General features: G+C 73.2%; 12 protein-coding genes. 5 read left to right on the top strand and 7 right to left on the bottom strand.

The features are described 5' to 3' along the window. The first annotated feature begins 364 nt into the window (after positions 1-364). Entirely contained in the window at positions 365-751 is a 387-nt protein-coding gene (locus AB0I89_RS08495) for a hypothetical protein (RefSeq protein WP_357122360.1), read from the top strand. A gap of 66 nt (positions 752-817) precedes the next feature. On the opposite strand, the gene AB0I89_RS08490 is transcribed toward AB0I89_RS08495, so the two are convergent. From AB0I89_RS08490 to pcaF, 6 genes are all read right to left on the bottom strand, one after another. Beyond that, positions 818-1,564: an MBL fold metallo-hydrolase gene (locus AB0I89_RS08490; RefSeq protein WP_357122357.1), complete on the bottom strand. Its 747-nt coding sequence runs from the start codon at positions 1,562-1,564 to the stop codon at positions 818-820. 4 nt (positions 1,565-1,568) lie between these two features. Then, positions 1,569-2,201, bottom strand: coding sequence for an MBL fold metallo-hydrolase (locus AB0I89_RS08485; RefSeq protein WP_357122354.1), 633 nt, complete (start codon positions 2,199-2,201; stop codon positions 1,569-1,571). 44 nt (positions 2,202-2,245) lie between these two features. Further along, positions 2,246-2,746, bottom strand: a complete 501-nt coding sequence (locus AB0I89_RS08480; protein ID WP_357122351.1) for a DUF456 domain-containing protein — start codon at positions 2,744-2,746, stop codon at positions 2,246-2,248. A gap of 85 nt (positions 2,747-2,831) precedes the next feature. After that, positions 2,832-4,994 carry an EAL domain-containing protein gene (locus tag AB0I89_RS08475; RefSeq protein ID WP_357122348.1) on the bottom strand — a complete coding sequence of 721 codons (2,163 nt, stop codon included), beginning with the start codon at positions 4,992-4,994 and terminating at the stop codon, positions 2,832-2,834. A gap of 4 nt (positions 4,995-4,998) precedes the next feature. Next, on the bottom strand, positions 4,999-5,811 hold the full coding sequence (locus AB0I89_RS08470) for an SAM-dependent methyltransferase (protein WP_357122344.1): 813 nt from the start codon (positions 5,809-5,811) through the stop codon (positions 4,999-5,001). 151 nt (positions 5,812-5,962) lie between these two features. Next, entirely contained in the window at positions 5,963-7,168 is a 1,206-nt protein-coding gene (gene pcaF, locus AB0I89_RS08465) for a 3-oxoadipyl-CoA thiolase (RefSeq protein ID WP_357122341.1), read from the bottom strand. Between the two features lie 107 nt (positions 7,169-7,275). Between pcaF and AB0I89_RS08460 the strand changes: the two genes are divergently transcribed. The 4 genes from AB0I89_RS08460 to AB0I89_RS08445 all read left to right on the top strand — a co-directional run bounded on the left by AB0I89_RS08460 (position 7,276) and on the right by AB0I89_RS08445 (position 11,530). Next, on the top strand, positions 7,276-8,241 hold the full coding sequence (locus tag AB0I89_RS08460; RefSeq protein ID WP_357122338.1) for a glutathione S-transferase C-terminal domain-containing protein: 966 nt from the start codon (positions 7,276-7,278) through the stop codon (positions 8,239-8,241). Further along, a complete protein-coding gene (locus AB0I89_RS08455; RefSeq protein WP_357122335.1) occupies positions 8,234-8,902 on the top strand; it encodes a DUF998 domain-containing protein in 669 nt (222 codons plus the stop codon). Before AB0I89_RS08460 ends, AB0I89_RS08455 begins: the two co-directional genes overlap by 8 nt. A gap of 198 nt (positions 8,903-9,100) precedes the next feature. Further along, entirely contained in the window at positions 9,101-10,396 is a 1,296-nt protein-coding gene (locus AB0I89_RS08450; RefSeq protein WP_357123332.1) for a dicarboxylate/amino acid:cation symporter, read from the top strand. Positions 10,397-10,462: 66 nt separating this feature from the next. Beyond that, on the top strand, positions 10,463-11,530 hold the full coding sequence (locus AB0I89_RS08445) for an NADH:flavin oxidoreductase/NADH oxidase (RefSeq protein WP_357122332.1): 1,068 nt from the start codon (positions 10,463-10,465) through the stop codon (positions 11,528-11,530). A gap of 50 nt (positions 11,531-11,580) precedes the next feature. Here AB0I89_RS08445 and AB0I89_RS08440 read toward each other — a convergent pair whose 3' ends face one another. Beyond that, positions 11,581-15,177: an ABC transporter ATP-binding protein/permease gene (locus tag AB0I89_RS08440; protein WP_357122329.1), complete on the bottom strand. Its 3,597-nt coding sequence runs from the start codon at positions 15,175-15,177 to the stop codon at positions 11,581-11,583. Positions 15,178-15,749: the final 572 nt, after the last annotated feature.

Raw genomic sequence — 15,749 nt, 5'->3', positions numbered from 1 at the left:
TCACGGCCGGTCAATACGTCACGGGTACCGTCCCGCTAATCCCGTTGCCACCGCACACTTGACGACCGCATGCTGTTACCCGTGACCAGGCCCGATCGCGACGGGCTCCGCCGGGCGCTCGGCAACGTCCGGCACACGGTGGCGCGGGGCGCCGCCTCTCTCTCGCGTACGGCCTCCCGCCGTATCCGACGAAGGTGCCCCGCGCCGCCGCGCCCGGCCCCGGCAGGGCTGTTCGGATCCGTCCCGAACGCCGTCCACCGTTGCCCCGGTTGATCCGGCCTCCCCATCGTGGAGTCATCCGGCCGACCTGATTCCGGCCGGCACACGACCGGGAGGACGAACAGTGCTGCGAAGGATCTCAACCATGGCTCTGGCCACGCTCATGCTGTTGCCCGTCGGCGCGACGGCGGCCCAGGCGGGCACCGCTGCCGCGCGGACCGCCGCCCTCTACGAGATCGCCGTGGAGACCACGAACGACTCCGCGACGGCGTACCTGGAGGTCTACAACGCCTGGGAGCTGTCGGTCTGCGACGACAAGAAGGACGGCTACCGTGCGCGGGCGGAGATGCGGAACCTCACCACGGGCAAGGTCATCGCGACCGCCGAGGACGCCGACGGCTTCAACGACACCTGCGACGAGGGCAACCACGCCTACCCCACTCCGAAGCTGAGCGATACCGTCCGGGTGACCGTGTGGGTGCAGGACGGCACGACGGGCAGCCGCCGGTATACCGCCTACCAGGACTACTAGGGCCTACGCCCCTGAGGGGTGCCCGGTCGGCTGACCGGGCACCCCCTGTCCCGCCGGGCCCGGACGTCAGCCGGGCAGATCGAGCACCACGCCCGGTCGGGCCACGGCGACCGGCCCCGCGTACGCCTGCCGCGTCGCGGCGATCGCCGCCTCCGGGTCCGTGCCGGGCCACAGGTGGGTCAACAGGACCGCTCTGGCGCGTGCCGTACTGGCGTGACGGCCCACCTCGGCTGCGCTCGACAGGAATCCGACCTGCCGGTCCGGGATCTCGTCGACGTACGTCGCGTCGGCGATCAGCAGGTCGGCGTCGCGGGCCAGCTCGGCCAGCATCGGGCTCGGGCCGGTATCCCCGGTGTACGCCAGCGCCGTCCCGCCGGCGGTGATGCGGGCTCCCGCGTTGGGCACCCAGTGCGGCAACGACCAGGTCCGCAGGGTGAACGGACCGACGTCGAAGGTGTCGCCGGGGGTGAACTCGTGCAGCTCGTACGCCGTGTCGACGAGCCCCGCATCGTCGATCGCGAGCAGCGCATCGAGGCTGCCGGTGGGCGCGTACACCGGCAGCGCCGGGGCGGGTCGGTCGGCCAACGCCCTGGCCCGCAGCAGTGGCTGCAGGTCGGCGCAGTGGTCGGGGTGGCCGTGGCTGACGTACACGGCGTCGACCGCCGAGGCGGGCAGCCGGGTCAGCAGCGGTTGCAGGGTCGCGTAGCCGGGATCGATCAGCAGCCGGAAACCCTGGCGCTCGACCAGGAAGCCGGCACAGCCCTGGTCGGCCGAGGGCCAGGCGCCGAGACCGCCGAGCACCACGATGCGCACGCGATCACAGGGTCGCGCTGTCGCCGACGGGGATCCGCCGGTATTCGGTTGCGCCCTTGTACTCCATCCAGCCGTCGAAGTTCTCATAGCCGACGTCCGCCGACAGTGCCCGATCGTGGATGGGAAACGCCCGCTCCGGGGCGATCGCCCGCGTCATGTCGATGGCCTCGCGGTGCCTGCCCCAAGGGCCTGCGGCTGGCACGAGAAGCGTCGTCACCCGCTGGTGAGGTACGAAGTACGAGTCGCCGGGGTGGTAGACGCCCTCGACCACATAGCCGAGGTTCACGCAGCCCGGCAGTCCGTCGTAGATCTCCGCGTGCTCACCGCCGACCGCCGCCACCCGGAAGCCGCCGGCACGAAACTCCGCACCCGCCGTGACCACGGTGACCGCCTCCGCCAATCCGCCCCGCACGGCGAGTTCTCGAACCGGCTCCGGCGCGAAGAGCCGCACCGGACGAGAGGCTGACACCTCGGCGACCCGCTCAAGATCGAAGTGGTCGTCGTGCTCGTGAGTCACCAGGATGTCGGTGACCCCGTCGAAGGCCTCCGGCTCGGTCCAGACGCCGGGATCGATCAGCAGTCGGCGCTCGTCGTCCTCAAGGCGGACACAGGCATGCGTGAACTTGACCAGTCGCACGCCCTCACCCTACGGCTCAACGGAACGCGTCGAAGCCCGGTGGATCAGGTCAGCAGGAGGCCGCCGACCCAGAGGGCGCCGATGGTCAGGCCGGCCAGGAACTCCACCAGCATGGACAGGCCGACCGCCTTGAGGGCCTGCACGGTGGACGGCCAGGCGAGCCGGTTGCTGCCCAGCCGCAGCCGCTCCGCCGCCCACACCCCGACGACGAAACCCAGCAGCAGGCCGACCACGGGGATCACGAAGAACCCCACCAGCCCGAGCGCGCCCCCGGCCAGCAGGGACGACGTCGGCACACCGGTCCGCTTGAGGTTCCGCCCCGGCCAGAGATACTTCACGACCATGCCGCCGACCGCGACGAGCGTGGCGGCGGCGAACACCGCCCAACCCGCGGGGCCGGCCCCGCCGAAGATCGCCCAGACCAGCACCCCGCCCCAGCACAGCGGGAGCGCCGGCAGGCCGGGCACCACCACACCCGCCAGCCCGGCCACGATGGCCAGCGCGGCCACCACGGTCACCACCGTCTGCGAGTCGTTCAGGCTCACGCCGTCGCCTTCCGTCGGCACCACGCGGACCGGACCGGCCCGCCGCTCACGCCGTCGCCGTCCGTCGCCGGCCAGCCCGCGTGCCTCACGCCGTAGCCTGCCGGAGCCGGGCCGTGATGTCCTGCGCGGGCACCGGAGCGCCGAAGTACCGCCCCTGCCCGGTGTCGCAGCGCAGGGCCCGTAGCCGCTCCGCCTGCACGCCGGTCTCCACCGCCTCGGCCGTGACCCACAGCTCCAACGCGTGCGCCAACCTGACCAACGCGTCGACGATCCGCTCGTCGCGGTGGTCCGCCGCCTCGTCCGTACCGTCGGCGCGGATGCCCTCGACGAACGGGCCGGCCAGCTTCAGACAGTGGATCGGCAGCCGCCGCAGGTACGCGAGGTTGGAGTAGCCGGTGCCGAAGTCGTCGACCGCGAGTCGGACGCCCAGCGCCGCGAGCCGGTGCAGGCTGCGCAGCGGCTCGCCCGCGCTGCCCATGACGGCGCTCTCGGTCAGTTCCAGTTGCAGCAGCTCCGCCGGGAGACCGCTGGTGGCGAGCGCGTCGGCCACCGTCGCGACGATCGCCGGGTCGTCGGCCTGCCGGGCGGCCAGGTTGACGCTGACCACGACCCGCGCCTCGGGGAACTCCCGCCACCACCGTTCGGCGTCGCGGCAGGCCCGCCGCAGCACCCACTCCCCGAGCCGGACGATCAGACCGGTCTCCTCGGCGAGGCCGATGAAGTGATCCGGGCCGATGAGACCAAGCTCCGGGTGTTCCCAGCGGACCAGCGCCTCCACGGCGAGCATGGTGCCCTCCAGCAGCGACACGATCGGCTGGTAGTGCAGGACGAACTCACCCCGGTCCAGCGCGGCGGGCAGTCCGGCGACCAGCGCCGACCGGGCGTGGTCACGGGCACTGCGCTCCGGGTCGTACACCGCCCACCGACCCCGCCCGGCCGCCTTTGCCCAGTAGAGCGTCGTGTCGGCGGCTTTCATCAGCTCCGAGGCGGTGGTCTCCGCGGCCGGGCAGTCCACGATCCCGACGCTGGCGGAGACCGCCAACTGCTGGTCGCCGACGTGTACGGGCGCGGCGACGGCGGCCAGCGCGGCCTCCGCCACGGCCACCGCGTCCTCGACGTCACCGCCGCCGTCGACCAGGATGACGAACTCGTCGCCGCCCATCCGGGCGACCAGGTGACCCCGGTCGGCCACACACTCGGCGAGCCGCCGGCCGATCGTCACCAACAGCCGGTCGCCGAGGTCGTGGCCGAGGCTGTCGTTGATGGTCTTGAAGCCGTCCAGGTCGAGGAAGCACACCCCGACCCGTTGGCCGGGGGCGGCGGTGTCGAAGACCCGGCCCAACGTCTCGAAGAACAACGTCCGGTTGGGGAGCCCGGTGAGCGGATCGTGCAGCGCCTGGAAGCGCAGCCGCTGTTGGAGCTCGTACCGCTCGGTGATGTCCTCGATCATCGCGACGGTGAACCGTGGCCGGCCGTCGTCGTACCGGATCAGCGAGACGGCCAGATCCGTCCAGACGACGCTGCCGTCCTTGCGGTAGTAGCGCTTCTGGACCCGGGCCGAGTCCTGCTTGCCCTCGATCAGCTCCTGGTACAGCTCCCACATGCCGGCGGCGTCGTCGGCGTGGAACAGCGTCGCCACGTTGATCCGGCGCAGCTCCTCGATCGAGTAGCCGAGCATCTCGGCGAAGGCCGTGTTGACGTCGATGATCTGCCCGTCCACCCCGGCGATGCCGATACCGATGGCGGCGCCCGTGAAGACCGCCCGGAACCGCGCCTCGCTGTCGCGCAACGCCTGCTCGACCTCATCCCGCGCCTGCCACGCCGAACGGGCGATGCGCTCCTGCTGGGCGAAGGTGCGGTCGCGCAGGGCGCGGGCGAACCCGGCCGCCAGCGCGCCCTGCGTCGCCGCGATCCGGTCGCCCAGATCGGCGGGTCGACCGTCGGCCGCCAGCACCCGGGCGGGGAAGTCGTCACCGAGCGCGCGCAGCGACCACTCCAACGCCCGGGGCTCGGTCAGGTGCGCCTCCACCAGGGCCCGCCCCACCTCCTCGGCGGGACGGGCGCTGAACGGCTCGGCTCGCACGATCTCCGCCAGCCGGACGGTGTGCAGCAGCAGCAGCCGCTCGGTCTCGGCCGCGCTGTGCGGCACGAAACCGATGCGGCGTACGACACGGGCCCAGTCAGCGGCGTACGCCTCGACACCGGTCCGGCCGACGTCGACCCCGGTGGGGTCCGGGACGGCGGCCATGGGGTCAGCCGGCGGGCTGGTCGTACCGGGCGACGCCGCCGAAGGCGCCGAACCGCTCGGGGTGCTCGTCGACGTCCTCGGGCGAGTCGGGGCGCCACAGTGGCATGTGCACGACGCCCGGTTCGAGCACCGTCCAGTCGCCGAAGAAGCCGGTGACCTGCGCGCGGGAGCGCAGGGTGATCTCGGTGTCGGTCCGGGAGGAGAGGCGCTGGGCGTCCAGCATCTCCTGCGGCTGGTCCTCGAAGGTGGAGTGCGAGACGACCAGGAAGCTGCCCGGCGCGGCGGCGGCCCGCAGGGTCGCCAGGATCTCGTCGGGACGGTCGGCGTCCGGAACGAAGTGCACCACCCCGGCCAGCAGGATGCCCATGGGACGCTCGAAGTCGATCAACCCGAGCCGTCGGGTCTCGGCGAGAATCCGCTCCGGCTCGCGCAGATCGGCGTGGATCACTGCGGTCAGGTCGTTGCCCGCGAGCAGTTCCCGGCTGTGCGCGACCGCCACCGGGTCGATGTCGACATAGACCACCCGGGCCTTCGGGTTGGCCGCCTGAGCCACCTCGTGCACGTTGCCCACGGTCGGGATGCCGGAGCCGATGTCGAGGAACTGGTCGATACCGGCGTCGAGCAGCGCCCGGACGGCGCGGCGCAGGAAATCGCGGCCGGAGCGCATGGTGGCCGCGAGGTTCGGGGTCATGCTGGCGATCTGCTCGGCCAACTGCCGGTCGATCTCGAAGTTGTGCGCCCCGCCCAGGAAGTAGTCGTACACCCGGGCCGCGCTCGGCCTGGTCAGGTCAATCTCGGTCGGCAGTGCGTCCGGCATCGGTGTGCCCCCCAGTTCGTCGCCGCAGCGCGAGGCACCGGCGTCGACGGGCGTACGCGGCCGCCGGCCGACCCCGCGGGTCGTGTGGTGTGGACCACTCTAGGCCGCCGGCCACCGCGTACGGGAGATCCCCTCACGTAACTTTCCGCACTCAGGCGGCGGATTCCAGCAGCAGCGAGATGCCCTGACCGACACCGATGCACATGGTGGCGAGCGCCCGACGGCCGCCCCGGCGGCGCAGCTCCAGTGCGGCGGTGAGCGCCAGCCGCGCACCGCTCGCGCCCAGCGGGTGCCCGAGCGCGATCGCGCCCCCGTTGGGGTTCACGTGCTCGGCGTCCACGGGCAGTCCCAGTTCGCGCAGCACCGCCACGGACTGCGCGGCGAACGCCTCGTTCAGCTCGACGACGTCCACCGCCGCCAGGTCGACGCCGGTCCGGTCGAGCAGTTTGCGGGTGGCCGGCACCGGGCCGATCCCCATGATCCGGGGCGGCACGCCCGCCGTCGCCGCGCCGACGACGCGGGCCAGCGGGGTGAGGCCGTACCGCCGCACCGCGGCCTCGCCGGCCACCAGCAGGGCCACCGCGCCGTCGTTGACGCCCGACGAGTTGCCGGCGGTCACCGTGCCGCCGTCGCGGAACGGGGTGGGCAGCGCGGCCAGCTTCTCCAGCGACGTCTCGCGCGGGTGCTCGTCGACCTCGACCAGTCGGGTCTCCCGACGACCGGCGGGAACGGACACCGGGACGATCTCCTCGGCGAACCGGCCGTCGGCCTGCGCCTTGGCGGCGCGCTGCTGCGAGCGGTACGCGAAGGCGTCCTGCTCGGCGCGGTCGACGCCGTACTCGGCGGCCACGTTCTCGGCCGTCTCGGGCATCGAGTCGATCCCCCAGCCGTCGCGCATCAGCGGGTTGACCAGCCGCCAGCCCAGGGTGGTGTCGTACATCTCGGCGGAGCGGGAGTACGCCGAGGTCGCCTTCGGCACGACGAAGGGCGCGCGGCTCATGCTCTCCACCCCGCCCGCGATCACCAGCTCGGCCTCCCCCGCCACGATGGAGCGGGCGGCGGTGGCGAGGGCGTCCAGACCGGAGCCGCAGAGCCGGTTGACCGTGCTGCCCGGCACCTCCTCGGGCAGCCCGGCGAGCAGCGCCGCCATCCGGGCCACGTTGCGGTTGTCCTCGCCGGCCTGGTTGGCGCAACCGAGTACGACGTCGTCGACGCGGGCCCAGTCCACCGACGGGTGCCGGGCGACCAACTCGCGGATCACGTGGGCGGCCAGGTCGTCGGGGCGGACGCCGGCCAGCGCGCCCGCGTACCGGCCGATCGGGGTACGGACACCGGCCACCAGGTATGCCACGGTCATCGCGAGTCCTTCAGGGGTGCAGACGGCGGGGGTGGGGCAGGCCCACCGGATCGCGGGGGGCTGCCGGCCGCCAGGATATCCACGCCGGCAACGGATAGGTTGACGGCATGGCCCGGGCCCAGTTCAGCGCAGAGACCAGCCGTGGCGGCGCGTTCGTCCGTCAGCCCAACCGGTTCACCGGTCGGGTCACCGCCGACTCGACCTCGCCCCCGGGCGGCGGTCCGGACGAGCAGGACCGCTGGCCGTTGGAGGCCGGCCGGTACCGGCTCGTCTGGTGCCGCGCGTGCCCGTGGGCGCACCGGGCGAGGATCGTGCGTGGCCTGCTCGGGCTGGACGACGCGATCTCGCTGGGCACCGTCGACCCGATCCGGGACGAGCGGGGTTGGGCGTTCGCGCTCGACCCGGACGGCTTCGATCCGGTCCTCGGCGTCCGCTTCCTCTCCGAGGCGTACCTGGCCACCGACGAGGACTACACCGGCCGGGTGACCGTGCCGGCGCTCGTCGACACCCTGACCGGCCGGGTGGTCACCAATGACTACCCGCAGCTCACCCTCGACTTCTCCACCGAGTGGCGGTCACTGCACGCCCCCGACGCCCCGGATCTGTACCCGGTCGCGCTGCGCCCCGAGATGGACGCGCTGATGGCCGGGATCCACACCGACGTCAACAACGGCGTCTACCGGTGCGGCTTCGCGACCTCCCAGGAGGCGTACGACGAGGCGTTCCGGGCGCTGTTCGCCCGGCTGGACGCGCTCTCCGAGCGGCTGGCCGGGCAGCGCTACCTGATGGGGGACGCGATCACCGAGGCGGACGTACGGCTGTTCACCACGCTGGTCCGCTTCGACGCGGCGTACCACGGGCACTTCAAGTGCAACCGGAACAAGCTGACCGAGATGCCGGTGCTCTGGGCGTACGCCCGGGACCTGTTCCAGACGCCGGGTTTCGGCGAGACGGTGGACTTCGACCACATCAAGCGGCACTACTACGGCACCCACCGGGAGATCAACCCGACCGGCATCGTGCCGTTGGGGCCCGACGAGTCCGGCTGGACGACGCCGCACGGACGTGGCTGAGCCGGGTCGGGCCGGCACCGCCACGACGCCTCGCGGCCACGGGGGCCGGGCCCGCCGGGTCGCCGGGTCGGCCGCCGCCGGCTGCGCGGTGGCCGGGGCGGTCGCGGTGACCGTCGCGGTGGTCGCCGGTCCCGGTCCGGGCTTCACCGGGTACGTGAGCGAGGCCGGTATCGCCGGCAGCGCGCACGCCGTGACGTACCGGATCGGGGTTCTGGCTCTTGCCGGCGCGTTGCTGCTGATCGCCGCGGCGCTGCCGCCCGGGGTCCGGGTCGCGCCGCCGCTGCTCGCCAGCGGCGCGGTGCTCACGGCGGTCTCCGGGGCGGTGACCTGCTCCGCCGGGTGCCCGCTACCGCCGTTCGAGCGGACCACGGTGGCCGATCTGGTGCACGGCGGCGCGAGCATCGCGGCGACGGCGGCGGTGGTCCTCGCCATGGTGGCGTTGGCGGTGTCCGGGCCGGCCGGACCGGTGGTACGCCGGCTGGCGGCGGTGACGGCGGCGCTCGCCCTGCCGCTGTGCGCCACGATCGGCCTGGCCATGCTCGTGGTCGGCCGGGGCTCGCTGGTCGGCGTGGTGGAACGGGTGGTTCTGGCGTTGGCCGTGCTGTGGGGCGTGGCCACCGGCACGGCCCTGGCCCTGACTTGCCGACACCGAAGCCTGTAAGGAGCGTCACGCGCATCACACCTTGCAGATCGAACTTATCGGCGTATCGTCGACCAACGATGACCAATGTCTGGGGCCTTACCGTCCGCCTGTATGTCGATCTCCGACTGCAGGCCAGCGGCATCTGTCCGGCGTAGCCGTCCTTCACTCGCCTACCCCGACCAGACCACCTCACTTGGACATCCCATGCCCTTCGGCCTGCGCAAAATCCCCTTCTCCGTACAGATCCTGCTCGGCCTCGTCCTCGGCGTGGCGCTCGGCTTCCTGGCCCGCGCCAACGACGTGAGCTGGCTGACCAGCACCCTGCACACCATCGGCTCCCTCTTCGTCCAGCTCCTCAAGCTGGCCGTACCGCCGCTGGTCTTCACCGCCATCGTGGTCAGCGTGGTCAGCCTGCGCGGCGTGGCCAACGCCGCCCGGCTCGCCCTCAAGACCCTCATGTGGTTCGGCATCACCGCGCTGATCTCGGTGAGCATCGGCATCGGCCTCGGCCTGCTCGTCGACCCGGGCCGGGGCGTGACCCTCGACCTGGGCGGCGCGGCCGCACCGAAGAAGACCGGCTCGTGGACGGACTTCCTCACCGGCATCGTGCCCACCAACCCGGTCGGCGCGTTCGTCGAGGGCAACGTCCTGCAGATCGTCTTCCTCGCCGTCGTCATCGGCGCTGCTGCCCTGCTCGTCGGTGAGGCCGCCGAGCCGTTCGTGGCGCTGAACCGCTCGCTGCTGGAGATCGTGCAGAAGGCCCTCTGGTGGGTCATTCGGCTCGCCCCGATCGGCACGCTCGGCCTGATCGGCAACGCCGTCGCCTCGTACGGCTGGGACCTGCTGGCTCCGCTGGCGAAGTTCACCACCGCCGTCTACGTCGGCTGCGCCATCGTGCTGTTCGTGGTCTACCCGCTGGTGCTGATCCTCGCCGGCCGACTCAACCCGCTGCGTTTCTTCGCCGGGGCCTGGCCCGCGATCGAGCTGGCCTTCGTGTCCCGCTCCTCGGTGGGCACCATGCCGGTGACCCAGCGCTCCGTCGAGCGCCTCGGCGTCCCCCGCGAGTACGCCTCGTTCGCGGTGCCGTTCGGCGCCACCACGAAGATGGACGGCTGCGCCGCGATCTACCCGGCACTCGCCGCGATCTTCGTGGCCCAGGTGTTCGGCGTGCAGCTCGGCCTCACCGACTACCTGCTCATCGCCTTCGTCTCGGTGGTCGGCTCGGCTGCCACCGCCGGCCTGACCGGCGCGATCGTGATGCTCACCCTCACCCTGAGCACGCTGGGCCTGCCGCTGGCCGGGGCCGGCCTGCTGCTCGCCATCGACCCGATCCTGGACATGATGCGCACCGCCACCAACGTGGCCGGGCAGGCGCTGGTGCCGACCGTCGTCGCCGCCCGGGAGGGCACCCTCGACCGGGCCGCGTACGAGTCGGCCGGCCGCCGTGACCTCACCGAGCCGGAGACCGTGGCCGCCGACACCCGGCCGGAGCTGAACCCCGTACCCGCCTGACCCGTTCTTCCACGGCGACGGACCCCTCGACAGCGGGGTCCGTCGCCGTACCGAGAGGATGAGCACATGAGTTCCCTGTTCACACCGCTGGCCCTGCGCGGGATCACCCTGCCCAACCGCATCGCCATGGCCCCCATGTGCCAGTACTCGGCCGGCCCGGACGGCCTGCCCACCGACTGGCACCTCGTCCACCTCGGCACCCGCGCGATCGGCGGGGCCGGACTGGTGCTGACCGAGGCGACCGCCGTACTCCCCGAGGGTCGGATCTCCCCGCAGGACACCGGGCTGTGGTCCGGCGCGCACGTGGACGCCTGGCGGCCGGTGACCGCCTTCGTCGCCGCACACGGCGCGGTGCCGGCCGTTCAGCTCGCGCACGCCGGGTTCAAGGCCTCCACCTACCGGCCGTGGGCGTCGGGCAACGGCGGGGTGCCGGACGCCGAGGGCGGCTGGACGCCGGTCGCCCCGAGCGCCGAGCCGTTCAGCCCCAGCTACCGGACGCCGACCGCACTCGACGCGGCGGGCATCGCGGGCGTCATCGACGCGTTCGCCGCCGCCGCCGAGCGGGCCCTCGCCGCCGGCTTCGCGGCCGTGGAGGTGCACGCCGCGCACGGTTACCTGCTCAACGAGTTCCTGTCGCCGCTGACCAACCACCGCACCGACGCCTACGGCGGTGACCGGGCCGGCCGGATGCGGCTCACCCTGGAGGTCGCCCGCGCGGTACGCGCCGCCGTCGGCGAGAGCGTGCCGGTGCTCACCCGGATCTCCGCGACCGACTGGGTCGAGGGCGGCTGGACCGTCGAGGACAGCGTCGTGCTCGCCGGGGAGCTGGCCGCCGTCGGCGTCGACCTGGTCGACACCTCCTCCGGGGGCGTCAGCACCGAGCAGCGCATCCCGCAGCTCGGCCCCGGCTACCAGGTGCCGCTGGCCGCCCAGATCCGCCGCGAGGCCGGCGTACCCACCGGCGCGGTCGGCCTGATCGTCGAGCCGGAGCACGCCGAGCAGATCATCGCCAGCGGCGAGGCCGACCTGGTGCTCCTCGGCCGGGAGCTGCTGCGCGACCCGTACTGGCCGCGCCGCGCCGCCGGCAAGCTCGGCGTCGCGTACAGCGGTCCCGCCCAGTACGCCCGCGCCTGATCAGCCTCGTCGGGCGGCTGCCGTTCCCGGCAGCCGCCCGACCCCGGCTCTCAGCCGGCGAGGTGCGACCAGTCGCCCTCCAGCTCGCGCCAGGTCCCCTGGGCCGCCACCGTGCCCTCCCCCAACACCACGACGTGGTCGGCCCGGACCAACGCGGCACGCTTGGCGGTGGACCCCACCACGGTCACGCCGTGCGCCCGCAGCGCCTGCCACAGCGCCAGCTCCGTCGTGACGTCCAGCGCCGACGACACGTCGTCCGCGACCAGCAGTTCGGTACGCGGCGCCAGCGCCCGAGCCAGGGCCAGCCGCTGGAGCTGCCCGCCGGAGAGCCGGGTGCCCTTGTGCCCGATGAGCAGGCCCAGCCCACCCCCGGCGGCGGCCAGGTCGTGGTCGAGCTGCGCCGTGCTGACCGCGTCCGCCGCGTCCACCTGGTGGCCGAGCGCGATGTTCTCGACCACCGTGCCGGAGAGCACCCGGGGTAGCTGACCGACGTAACCGACCTGGTTGGGGCGTAGGAACAGCTCGGGCTCGGTGACCGTGTCACCGTTCCACCGCAGCTCGCCGGTGTGGTGCACGATGCCCGCGAGGGCCCGCAGCAGCGAGGACTTGCCCGCTCCGACCGGCCCGACGACCAGCACCAACTGCCCGCGCTGGACCGTCAGGTCCACGTCGCGCACGGCGACCGTGCCGTCGGAGTGCACCACCGAGAAGCCGCGCAGCTCCAGTCGGCGCAGCGGGCGGCGCGGCGGCGGCGTCGGCGCGGGCGCGGTGCCGCCGGCCAGGTCGACCGCCGGCACCCCCACCGAGTACGCCCCCACGCCCGTCATCGCCACCGTCCGCCGGGTCCACACCCGCGCCGACGGCAGTTGGGAGATCAACGACGCGGTGGTCCAGGCGAACCACCGGGCCGCGCCCAGCGTGGAGACGGCCACCAGCACCGTGCCGGCCGACAGTTCGCCGCCCAGGTAGAGGGCCCACGCGCCGATCGGCAGCAGCCCGCTGACCACCGCCGGCGTCGACCGGGACCACACCTGCACGGCGATCTCCCGGCGCTGCCGGTCACTGCGCAGCACGTCCAGGTCGGACAGGTGACGCAGCACCGCTGACGTCGCGCCGGCGAGCTTGACCGTCCGCGCCGCGGAGAGCGCGGAGACCAACGCGGTGGCGAAGGCGGCCCGCGCCGCGACGGTCGCCCGCGCCGCGCGCTCCAGCTTCGGCCCGAACAACGTCGCGGCCAGGCCGGAGACCACCATCGTGCCGAGGAAGAACAGCCCCGGTACGACGCTGCCGGTGACCGCCGTCATGGCCACCACCAGCACCACCGCCACGGTCTGGTCCAACACGTTGTCGGCGAGCTGCACCACCCGCTCGGTGTCGCCGCCCTGGGCCACCACCTCCGCCGGGCTGTGCGAGCTGACCCGGCGAGGGCCGGTCTGGCCGTGCACCAGCCGCAGGCCGATCCGCAGCATCTGCCGCACCCACCAGTGCGGAAACCACACGTGCGTGTAGAACGGCAGCGGCAGGGTGACCAGCAGCCCGGCCACGATGCCCAACGCGGGCAGGTACGGACTGCCGGAGCCGTCGACCAGGTCGGCCCACAGCCACGGCAGCAGCGGACCGTCCAGCCCCAGCAGGCTGAGTCCGAGGAACAGGGCGATCGCGGCGGCTCCGTACCGGGGATCGTTGGTGCAGAGCCGGATGATCTCCCGGAAGGTCCGCGCCGGCGGCGTCGGCGGCAACGGCGGCGGGTCGGTACGCGACGCCGACGCCGACCCGGCCCCCGCCACCGCCGCCTCAACCGAGCCAGCGGTGTCCCGACCGGCGGTGTTCGGGCCGGCCGTGTCCCGACCGGCCAGCAGGTCGGTGCCCGCCGTGTTCGGGTCGGCCAGCAGGTCGGTGCCGGCGGTGCTCGGGCCGGTCAGGAGGTCGGTGCCGCCGCCGGTGCGGGACGTCGCCGCCCCGCCGGCGTAGACGGCGGCGTGACTGGTCGCCAGCAACTCGGCGAACCGCGTGGACGTCTCCAACGGACCGGCCTCGACCACCGCGCCGTCGGCGAGCACCACCACCTCGTCGCAGCGGCGCACCGAGGAGAGTCGGTGCGCGATCACGATGCCGATCCGGTCGCGCAGCAGTCGCTCGGTGGCCCGCTGCACCCGCGCCTCGGTCACCGGGTCCAACCGCGCGGTGGCCTCGTCGAGGATCACCACGTGCGGGTCCCGGACCAGGATCCGGGCGAACGCCACCAACTGTTCCTGCCCGGCGGAGAGCACGTGCCCGCCCTCCCCCAGCCGGGTCGCCAATCCGTCGGGCAGCTCGGCGATCCAGCCGGCCAGGCCCAGTTCGTCGAGCGCTCGGGCGGCGGCGTCCAGCAGGTCCGGGTCGTAGAGCGCGACGTTCTCGGCGAGCGTGCCGGCCACGATCTCGGTGCGCTGCGGCACCAGCGCCACCCAGCGGCGCAACTCCTCCACGTCGAGGTCGCACAGGTCGGTGCCGCCGAGGAAGACGGTGCCCGGCGGCACGTCCACGGCCCGGGTGAGCACCTTCGCCAGGGTCGACTTGCCCGACCCGGTACGCCCGATCAGGGCGTACGAGCGTCCCCGCGCGAAGGTGAGGCTGAGCCCGCGCAGGGCCGGACCTCGTCCACTCTCCGGGCCGCTCACCTCGTACCCGAACGTCAGGTCCCGGATGCGCAGGTCGCCCTCGACCGGGGTGGCCCCGCCGACCGGTTCCTGCCGAACCTTCTGGAGCAGCTGCACGCGGGCCCACGCGCCGAGGGCCTCCTGTAGTTCGGGCACCATCCGGCCGACGTGTTCCGCCGTGGCCCCGAAGGCCAGGGCGAGCAGCCAGATGGCGGTGAGCCGGGCGGCGTCGACCCGGCCGGTGGCCAGGGCCCAGGCCCCGCCGAGCACCACCGCGCCGACGCCGACCCGGATCGTGGCGGTGGCGACCGTCGCCACCTTGGCCGAGAGCACCCAGACCCGATGGCCGCGGGACAGCACGGTGGCGGCCCGCCGGGCATAGAGCCGCAGCACGTACGGCTGGGCCAGGCTGGTCCGCACGTCGTCCTGGCCGTGCACCGCCTCCTCCATCACGGCGGCGAGGTCGGACCAGGCCTCTTCCTCGACCATCCGGGCCGGGCCGATCCGTGCCGTGGGTCGGCGCAGCCCCACCCCGAGCACCACGGTCAGCAGCAGCATCGCGATGCCGGCCGGCCACCACACGGCGAGCGCGACGACCATCGACAGCAGACCGACGCAGAGCCCCTGGGCGAGCCGCGAACCCTGGTTACGAACCGCCGACGCCACCTGGTAGACATCCCCGTCGATGCGGTCCAGCAGCTCGCCGACCGGGGTGGTCTCGAGGCTCGGCAGATCCTGCCCGAGCGCGACCCGGCAGAGCCGCCGACGGACGTCGGCGGACCAGTCGGCGGTCAGCCCGGCCATCACCAGGCTCACCACCAGGTCGCTGAGCACCACGGCGGCCAACGCGGCGGCGAGGACCGTGAAGGAAACGGCCGACCGGTGTACGAGCACCGCGCCGGCCAGCGCGGACGCGCCCGCCTGACCGGCGGCGCCCAGCACGATCAGGATGGCCACGAGCGTCATACGGCGTGGCGAGGTGGCCCACAGATCACGGAGCAGGCGCATGGGAGGTTCCTCCGGACGTGGGTGGCGGAACACCCAGCGTGCCGGCAGCGCCCCGGTCCCCTCAACCGATTTACCCGCCCTGAGCAGGTCATCCCCGATCGCCCGGCGCGCCGACAACGGGAGCGCGAGACCTGCCCGCCCCCCGGACAGCCATGATCAACTCGACATCACCGACCCAGGGGCATCAACCGGCCCCGAACGGCCATGATCAACTCGACATCACCGATATCGCGGTGTCATCCGGCCTCGGATACCCCAACTTCGGCGATGTCGAGTCGATCACCACCCGGATGCTTTGGCACCCGCCACGCCGTTCGCGCCCGCTGGGCGATATGTCCGTTCACCGGGTCTTCGCGGGGGTGACCGGACGCACGGCTGGGCTGGAATCGCGGCGGGCCGCAGGTCGTTACACAGCCTGACGATCGCAGGGCCACGGCCGCGCCCCCCGCCCCCGGGGGAGCCAAGCCCCCGGGAGTGACCCCGGGCCGCAGGTCGTTACACCCGGTCCCGGCGCGACGAGCCCCGATCCCTCGGATCGTCAGCCCCCGGGAATGACCCCGGACCGCAGGTCG

This window comes from Micromonospora sp. NPDC049801 (assembly GCF_040656575.1).
Classification (GTDB): Bacteria; Actinomycetota; Actinomycetes; order Mycobacteriales; family Micromonosporaceae; genus Micromonospora.
Note: the sequence above shows the minus strand (reverse complement) of the source record. Positions and strands in the feature narration are given on the sequence as shown.